An 8,707-nucleotide genomic window follows, 5' to 3' on the forward strand; every position below is an offset into this window, starting at 1 on the left:
TTCATGTATGAATAATCTCGTTGAGAAAGCTGAAAAATTTGTTGAAGATTTATTTAAAGAAAAGTTACCTAACACCTTTATTTATCATAACTACCAGCATACTCAGCGCGTGGTTAAAAGTACTAAAGAATTAATCGAGAATTCTGAAATTAATGTTAAAGACAAGGAGGCATTGCTCCTTGCTGCATGGCTGCATGATACCGGTTATATCCATACATACAGAGGTCATGAAGACAAAAGCGCAGAGATCGCGGAAGAATTTCTTCTGAAGGAAAACGCAACCCAGGATCTTATAGATTTGGTAAAGCAATATATCCTGGTGACCAATTTTAGCAATATTCCAAAAACGCCCGGTGAGAAAATAATACGTGACGCCGATAGCTCTCATTTTGGTAAGGAATACTTTGAAGAAACCAGTGAATTCCTGAGACAGGAATTGGAAATGCATAATATCAAAAACTTCACTAATGCGGAGTGGCTTGAGGAGAACATTTATGTTTTTACTGAAAAGCACACCTACTATACAGATTATGCCCTGCAGGAATGGAACCCAAAAAAGGAAGAAAATTTACTGGAGCTTATAGAAGACAAGAATAAGCAGGAAAAGAAATTAAAGAAAGAAGAGCATAAAGCCAGAATGAAGGCTAAATATAAGAATGAAAACCCAGAAAGAAGTATTCAGACGCTCTTTAGGGTTACTCTTCGAAATCATATTAAACTCAGTGATATTGCCGATACGAAAGCTAACATTTTACTTTCTGTAAATGCGATCATCATTTCACTGGCACTTGCCAACCTGATCCCTAAACTGGAAGCAGAGTCCAACAAACATTTACTTATTCCAAGTTTAGTACTAGTACTTTTCAGTGTTGCGTCAATCATTCTTTCGATTCTATCCACCCGGCCAAATGTTACAACCGGAGAGTTTACTAAAGAACAGGTCAAAAACCGGAACGTGAATCTCTTATTCTTCGGAAACTACCATAAGATGCCTTTTGATCAATTCAAATGGGGTATGAACCAGTTGATCAAGGATAAGGATTACGTATACGAAATGTTGATGCTGGATCTTCACCTATTAGGTAAAGTACTACATAGAAAGTATTTCCTACTTAGAATGACCTATACTGTATTTATGCTAGGAATTATTATTTCGGTAATCGCCTTTATTCTGGCTTTTTACTTAATGTAATTCCTCCATTAGATCTTCATAATTGATCGTTCTTTCTGGATGATTGGAATCGGGTGAATATAATATGTTCACCCTTATTGCTTTAAGTCCTACAACTCCCTGTACATCTTCCAGTTCCAACAGTTCAACATTATCACCAAAGTAATTCTTTGCCTGAAGATATTTGATATACTGTAAATACTCTCGTTCATCACTTGCCTGAGAATAAACAATTGTAAGTTTTCCTTTTTGAGTTACACGCTCCTCTGTACCTTTTACAAAAGCCTTGTCTATTCGTTTTTTAATAATCTCATAACGAGCATTATAAGTTCCGTCTACATCAAACTTTTTCTCGTCCATTCTATATCTTATAGACATGGTGCTATTAAAAACGAGTATCAAAGACGCCGCTTCTAGCATCACAGGAGTTCTTTCCTGTAATTGATAGAACCTGTTCTCCATTTCGCACATAGTGCTCAACTGCCACAATCTCAAGTTAAACAAGTAGACCTTATTAAAAGGCCTCTTATTTGCCATGGACGCACCTATGTACATATTATGGTCTACACCATCAGTCTTATATCTCTCAAAGTAATGCGGATAAATATTCTGAGCCTGCACCTGGCGCTTATCGATATAGCGGGACATAGTACGGTTTATTTGTTGCACTGTCTCGTCATATTTTTTACGGTGATTGTAAACTAATCCGGTTTCGGGATTTAGCATGCTCGTGTATTGCTCTACTAACTCATTGATTTCTTCAGATTGTTTTTTCAAATGACTCATTAAAGGATTTACTTCCTTCTTCAATAAATTAAAAACCTTTTGTTCACTACTGGCATTCAGTCTATCCTGTAATTCTTCTTTGAAGTCTGAAACACGGTACTTGACCTGATCATAAATTGGGAGTTCTTCAATTTTGTAAGCTTTATCGATGATGTTCATGATAATCTCCAACTGATCCATTAGATCACGTTTGATTGCATCATTCCTGGCTTCAGAAGATGCGACAATATCTATCTGTCCATACAATGGAAAGACATCCTTAAAAGTGATATCCTTGAAAGAAGCAAGTCCATCTTTGTCCAGATCCTTTATAAACTTTTTGGCTTCTCTTTCGAACACCCAAAGAACACTTGGATGGATAGAAGTACATTCACTTTGAATTACTGCTTTTATCCTATTTTCGAAATCGTTGCGGTTTCTCTCAACCGTAGTCACGATATAGGGCAGGATATCGTCAAGCTTTATAGCATTGATACTATTTAATTCATTCTTCCTGCTGGACGCCAATTCTAAAATCCCCAGGAGCTTACCATTCTTAGCAACCGGAGCTAAGAGACAGCTTTTTACATCGTTCTTAATAAGATTCTTAGACAGCAGGTTGTCGTTTTTACTTGCATAAGAGTCTACATTGGAAATAGTGAAATATGCATTATCATCTATTAGGGTTTTAAAACCTTTTTCACAAATACCCGACTCACAATCATTGATTAGAACTTCGTCCAGAATAAAACTCTGAGCCTCTTTGTTATCCATTCTTTCAAAAACCATTTCCTTTTTGTTGAAAACAGTGAAACCAACCCGAAGGTCTGAAATGTTATAAATCGAACGGAATATCTCCTGTAGTTTAGCCAACTCCTCCTCTTCGTTCACTTCTTCGAAAAGCAGGGTAGTCTTTAATTCTGAAATGGCATCATCTATAGTAACATCGGTTAAATTAACGATGGTAAAACCTTTGAAAACATAACTATGTGGTGGAATCTTTTCCTTCCAGAGCTCGATATCATCCACATTTTGCAATAGAATATCTACATCTTTCTGGGTGATTTCCGGTGCATCATCTTTACGAATAATATCGACAAAATCAGCGTTCATAGATATCCTGTAATGACGTTTAATTCCGTCTTCATCGGGAATATCATAGTAAAGTGGTCTGGAAATATCTATTTTGTATCCGTAGGATTTCAGTATTTGTATACTCGAAAAGATATAAATAAGCTCCTCATCCATATTCCGGAACATCAACTTGAAATCATTTCCAGCATTCTTCAGAATAGCTTTCAATCTTTTGGAAACATTGAAAAGAATATTATGGAATGGGACCGCTGCAGCTTTGATCTCATTATTAGATAAAATGTTCGGAAACAGATCATCCAGCAAGATATTAATTGGAGCGTGATATTTCTTTAAAAGTTTTGGGTCTGAAAAACCTTCAGATAATTCCGGGAATTGACTTACATGGTCAAGCATTTTTTGCATGTACTCCTTGGAAATTTCACTTTCTATCTCATCAAGCTCCTTTTGATATTCTTCGATCACCTTGTGAAAACTGATCTGTATATCGAATGGAAAATCTTTTAATTGCTGCAACATAACCTGATAATTTAAGGTAAAATTAAATGTAAAAGTAGCCTTGAAAGAGCAACGTCTTGAAATTAACATTTATTTATAAGAACGCCATCAGAATGAAGCTTGAGTTCATTATTTTTGCAGAAATAGACATAAAAAATGAAGAAATTCTTATTCTTATTTAGCTCCGTAATTTTCCTATTAACTGGATGTGGAGAAGATAAAGGTTATTATTTAAGTGGTGATGTAAAAGGTGTCGATAACGGGACTAAAATCTATATCTCAGAACTAGATGGAAAGACTCGTTCACCTAAAGCAGTAGATACAGCCGTTGTTCAGGATGAGAAATTTGAATTGGATATGGAAGAAATGGATCTTCCTGCTCTTAGTTTTTTACGTATCGAAGGAGTGAATGGAAATCTTGTATTTATTGCTGAAAACGAAAAACTGAAATTCAGCATCAATAAAGATAGTATTCGTAGTTCACGTGTGAGCGGTGGACAGGAAAATGAAGCGCTTTATGAGTATCTGGATCATATGAAAGAAATGAACCGGAAGATCGGGAAAATGCAGAAGGAAGCGAGAACTGCAATGATACAGAAGGACACTGCAAAACTGAAGAGTATTCAGGCAACAGAAACCGAGCTTAAGGACAATGACCGGAAAGCGAAAGAAGAGATCTTCAGTCGGAATACAGATACTTTCCTCGCCGTAACTCTACTTGCAGATATGCTGAGCTCTAAGAGCCATAGCTCCAAGGAAGTTCGGGATATGTTTAGTGAAGTTTCAGATCGTATCAAGCAAACTGATATGGCTAAAGATCTGAAGAGTGAACTAGAGAAGATGAAAAACGCTGAAATGGGATCTAAGGCACCAGACTTTGAAGCTCCTACACCAGATGGTGAAATGCTTGCACTTTCTGATCGCATGGGCCAGGTTACAGTAGTAGATTTCTGGGCAGCGTGGTGTAAGCCTTGTAGAATCGAAAATCCAAACCTGGTTAATACTTACAACAAGTACAAAGATCAGGGCTTAAATATCATTAGTGTAAGTCTTGACCGACCAGGACAGAAAGACCGATGGGTACAGGCTATAAAAGATGATAAACTTGAACAATGGGATCATGTTTCTAATCTTCAGTTCTGGCAGGATCCCGTAGCAAGGTTATACGGAATCACAGCAATCCCGGCGACCTATATTCTTGATAAAGACGGAATCATTGTAGCGAAGAATCTTCGTGGTGATGCCTTAGCTGAAAAGATTGGTGAACTACTGAATTAATTCTACCTACCTAGAAAGATACCCGGTTCTCTGAAGAAAGAACAATATTACGATAGGCACAGCTAGCAAAATGACCATTAACAGGTGACTTTCCAGCACCCAGGGAGCCAGAATCATCGTTAAGATATATCCACCGGTAGCACCACCAAAATGCGCATCATGACCAATATTATCTGTTCTGCGCTTCATCCCGTAAATAGTATAGAGTAAATATCCTATTCCGAAGATATAAGCAGGAACAGGTATGATAAAGAACAAACCAAGCGTCATATCTGGTTGCAGTAGTATGGCAGAATACAGAATTCCCATTACCGCACCACTGGCACCTACGGCCGTATAATACGGATCATTCTTATGGAAATAGTAGGATAATAGATTTCCCAGTAATAGACTTCCAAGATAGATGATGAGGAAAGCTACAGAGCCTAACTGCCAGATCACCACATTTGCAAAGAAATAGAGTGTTAGCATATTTACAAAAAGGTGGCTTGTATCTACATGCAGGAATCCCGATGTGAATATTTGAAATTTAGAACCTCTTTGAATATCTGAAGTACTGAACTTGTACTTATTGAAGAAGGTTTCATCGCTAAAACCTTTAAAAGAAATCAATGCATTTGCCGCTATGATCACCAGCGTGACCAGGCTCAATTCTCCCATTTTTACTAAAGTTTAATTTCAAATATACCATATATTTGCGGAAAGATTTTTTATGCAAGGATTAGTTTTCTGGCTTGTTTATCCCCTACTCTGGCTTATATCCATTCTTCCCTTTCGTATTTTCTATATATTCTCAGACTTTATATATTTCCTGGTTTTCAGAGTTATAGGCTATCGCAGAAAAACTGTTCAAAAGAATCTAAGAATGGTGTTTCCTGATAAGCCTTCCGAAGAATTGATACGTATAGAAAAAGTTTTCTACAAGCATATGTGTGACATGTTTCTGGAAATGATCAAAAGCATCTCTATGAGTAACGAGGAAATTCAAAAGCGCTTCAAATTCACTAATCTTGAAGTTTTAAGAGATATTGAAAGCAGAAACAAGAGTATCGTCCTGATGTGCGCACATTATGCTAGTTATGAATGGATTATCGCGCTACAACTCTACGGACTCAAATATAAATCCTTCGGAATCTATAAAAAAATACGGAACAGGTATTTTGATGATATGGTTCGCAAGATACGTAGTAAGCTTGGTGGAGAGCTTGTAAATACTCACAAAGCGACCAAGAGAATTATTCAAAATGAGCGAGAAGGATTACGAGGTAATTATGCGATGATCGCCGACCAATCCCCAAGACTTCAGCGTTCTAATCTATGGATGAAATTTATGGGAATTTCTGTTCCTGTTTTTGAAGGTTCTGAAAAACTGGCTCGTGGTCTGGACTTAAATGTCATCTACCTGCATGTGGAAAAAACCGGTAGAGGGTTTTATGAAGCTACGCTGGTTCCTATAACTGAAAATGCCCCGGAAGAACCGGAGCATTTTATTACTCAGAAGTTTTTTGAACTTCTCGAAAATCAAATTCTTGACAAACCAGAGTACTATCTCTGGACGCATAAACGCTGGAAACATAGAAATGAACCTGTTCCAGAAGGTGCTACCAGAGTCAGTTAAGCTATGATCTGCTCAATTTCAGATATCATCTTCTGCGCCAGCTCATCTGCTTCCTGTTGAGATTTTGCTTCAGTATAGATCCTGATAATTGGCTCTGTATTGGATTTTCTTAAATGCACCCAATTCTCCGGAAAATCGATCTTTACTCCGTCTACATTAGAAATCTCTTCTGAAGCGTGTCTTTTTTCAACCGCTTTTAGAACACCATCAACATCCAGATCTGGAGTCAGCTGAATTTTATTCTTACTCATATAATAAGAAGGATAACTTGCTCTTATTGAAGAAACCGACTCTTTCTTTTCTGCCAAATACGTAAGAAACAAGGCCGTTCCCACTAGGCTATCTCTACCATAATGTGCTTCCGGATAGATGATTCCGCCATTTCCTTCACCACCAATGATCGCATTGGAATCCTTCATAAGCTGAACCACGTTGACTTCACCTACTGCGCTAGCATTATACTCTCCGTTATGCTTCTCTGTGATATCTTTTAATGCTCTGGAAGAGCTAAGGTTACTTACAGTATTTCCTGGAGTTTTAGATAACACATAATCGGCACAGGCAACCAAGGTATATTCTTCACCAAACATTTCACCATTTTCATCTATAAAAGCAAGACGATCTACATCAGGATCTACTACGATCCCAAGATCTGCCTTCTCCTTTTTCATTAAGTCACAGATATCGGTTAAATGCTCTTTTAAAGGTTCTGGATTATGTGGAAAATGTCCGTTTGGTTCACAGTATAATTCGATTACCTCTACACCCATTCTATTCAGCAGCGCTGGAATAGCAATTCCTCCTGTGGAGTTTACTGCATCCACAGCTACTTTGAATTTCGCAGAGGAAACCTTATCAGCATCAACAAGTTTAAGCTTCAAAACTTCCTCAATATGTCTGTCGATATAATCATCGATCACGGTAATTGTTCCAAGATCATCCACTTCAGCAAAATCAAAATTTTCACTTTCTGCTATTTCAAGAATCAGGGCTCCGGCTTCTCCGTCAAGAAATTCTCCTTTACTATTCAATAGTTTTAAAGCGTTCCATTGTTTAGGATTATGGCTGGCAGTAAGTATTATTCCTCCATCAGCATTTTCCAAGGGAACCGCGACTTCTACTGTTGGAGTCGTAGACAAGCCTAGATCGATCACATCGATTCCCAGACCAGTCAGGGTATTCATGGTTAGTTCCTGGATCATTTTTCCAGATATTCTCGCATCTCTTCCAACCGCAACCTTAAGGTTCTTGTTAGTTGAGTTATTTTTTAACCACGTCCCATAAGCTGCGGCAAATTTCACTGTATCTAAGGGAGTTAAATTATCACCGGTTTTCCCACCAATGGTTCCTCTTATCCCTGAAATTGATTTTATTAATGTCATTATTAGTTATTTATAGGTCCTGATAAGACCTGTAAGAAATTTTAACAAATATAATTGTGTCACCCCGTAATTTTCAAAAGTTAACAAATATTAACCCTGACCCTGTTTAATTCGTATATTCCCGCATGAACTTTCTGGCACATATTTATCTTTCTGGTGATGAGGACCTGGTTAAAATCGGCAATTTTATGGCAGATTCTATCAAAGGGAAAAAATATCGAAAATATGGACCTCTAATTCAAAAGGGCATAATTCTACATCGTGCGATCGACTTTTATACTGATACTCATCCAGTTTTCAAAGAAAGTAGTAACCGATTGTCAGCAAGATATCGACACTATAGTGGCATTATCGTAGACATTTTTTATGATCATTACCTGGCGGCGAACTGGAAAGACTATTGTGATATACCCCTGGAAGAATATAGCATACAGTTCTATGAGCTGCTAAAGCTAAACTACGAGGTTCTCCCTTCAAATGTCAAGAATTTCCTCCCGTATATGATCGAACAAAACTGGCTTTTAAGTTATGCTTCCATAGATGGTATTCAAAGTGTCCTGAATGGTATGAATAAAAGAACGAAGCTAAAATCTGGTATGGATCAGGCTACTTATGAATTAAAGTTACATTATGATGAATTTGAAAATGAATTCCGTCAGTTCTTTGAAGATGTTCAGCGTTTCTCAGACCAAAAGCTTGAAGAAATAAATTCTAAAAATTAAAAAGCCCGATATAATATCGGGCTTTTTAATTTTTGATATTGCCTGTTTACTTAACGAATCTCCATCGTCCACTAATAAGTTCTACTTCCCTTAGATTTTTACCTTTCTCAACATACCATTTATCATTGTTTCTCAAAACCATTACGCCTTCTATAACATACCATTCCCCATTAATATATTC

At 37.3% G+C, this 8,707-nt stretch carries 7 protein-coding genes; 4 read left to right on the forward strand and 3 right to left on the reverse strand.

All coding sequences use genetic code 11. The annotated features are described in order from the left end of the window. Positions 1 to 7 precede the first annotated feature (7 nt). Positions 8 to 1,192, forward strand: a complete 1,185-nt coding sequence (locus tag ACNKXS_RS07510) for a Pycsar system effector family protein (protein ID WP_298246634.1) — start codon at positions 8 to 10, stop codon at positions 1,190 to 1,192. Here the strand turns inward: ACNKXS_RS07510 and ACNKXS_RS07515 are convergent. Continuing rightward, entirely contained in the window at positions 1,184 to 3,547 is a 2,364-nt protein-coding gene (locus tag ACNKXS_RS07515; protein ID WP_417920340.1) for a GAF domain-containing protein, read from the reverse strand. The two genes, ACNKXS_RS07510 and ACNKXS_RS07515, sit on opposite strands and share 9 nt — an antisense overlap. Positions 3,548 to 3,682: 135 nt before the next feature. Here ACNKXS_RS07515 and ACNKXS_RS07520 point away from each other — a divergent pair, with 135 nt between their 5' ends. Next, the gene (locus tag ACNKXS_RS07520) at positions 3,683 to 4,804 is read left to right on the forward strand and encodes a redoxin domain-containing protein (protein ID WP_417920341.1); all 1,122 of its coding nucleotides are present in this window, start codon (positions 3,683 to 3,685) and stop codon (positions 4,802 to 4,804) included. Between the two features lie 6 nt (positions 4,805 to 4,810). Here ACNKXS_RS07520 and ACNKXS_RS07525 read toward each other — a convergent pair whose 3' ends face one another. Then, the gene (locus ACNKXS_RS07525; protein ID WP_417920342.1) at positions 4,811 to 5,464 is read right to left on the reverse strand and encodes a rhomboid family intramembrane serine protease; all 654 of its coding nucleotides are present in this window, start codon (positions 5,462 to 5,464) and stop codon (positions 4,811 to 4,813) included. Positions 5,465 to 5,516: 52 nt separating this feature from the next. Here ACNKXS_RS07525 and ACNKXS_RS07530 point away from each other — a divergent pair, with 52 nt between their 5' ends. Further along, the gene (locus ACNKXS_RS07530; RefSeq protein ID WP_417920343.1) at positions 5,517 to 6,422 is read left to right on the forward strand and encodes a lysophospholipid acyltransferase family protein; all 906 of its coding nucleotides are present in this window, start codon (positions 5,517 to 5,519) and stop codon (positions 6,420 to 6,422) included. On the opposite strand, the gene glmM is transcribed toward ACNKXS_RS07530, so the two are convergent. Then, positions 6,419 to 7,804 carry a phosphoglucosamine mutase gene (gene glmM / locus ACNKXS_RS07535; RefSeq protein ID WP_417920344.1) on the reverse strand — a complete coding sequence of 462 codons (1,386 nt, stop codon included), beginning with the start codon at positions 7,802 to 7,804 and terminating at the stop codon, positions 6,419 to 6,421. The two genes, ACNKXS_RS07530 and glmM, sit on opposite strands and share 4 nt — an antisense overlap. A 125-nt stretch (positions 7,805 to 7,929) precedes the next feature. Here glmM and ACNKXS_RS07540 point away from each other — a divergent pair, with 125 nt between their 5' ends. Next, positions 7,930 to 8,526, forward strand: coding sequence for an acyl carrier protein phosphodiesterase (locus ACNKXS_RS07540; protein WP_470271712.1), 597 nt, complete (start codon positions 7,930 to 7,932; stop codon positions 8,524 to 8,526). Positions 8,527 to 8,707: the final 181 nt, after the last annotated feature.

This window comes from Christiangramia marina (assembly GCF_048285865.1).
In the GTDB taxonomy this organism is placed as follows: domain Bacteria; phylum Bacteroidota; class Bacteroidia; order Flavobacteriales; family Flavobacteriaceae; genus Christiangramia; species Christiangramia marina.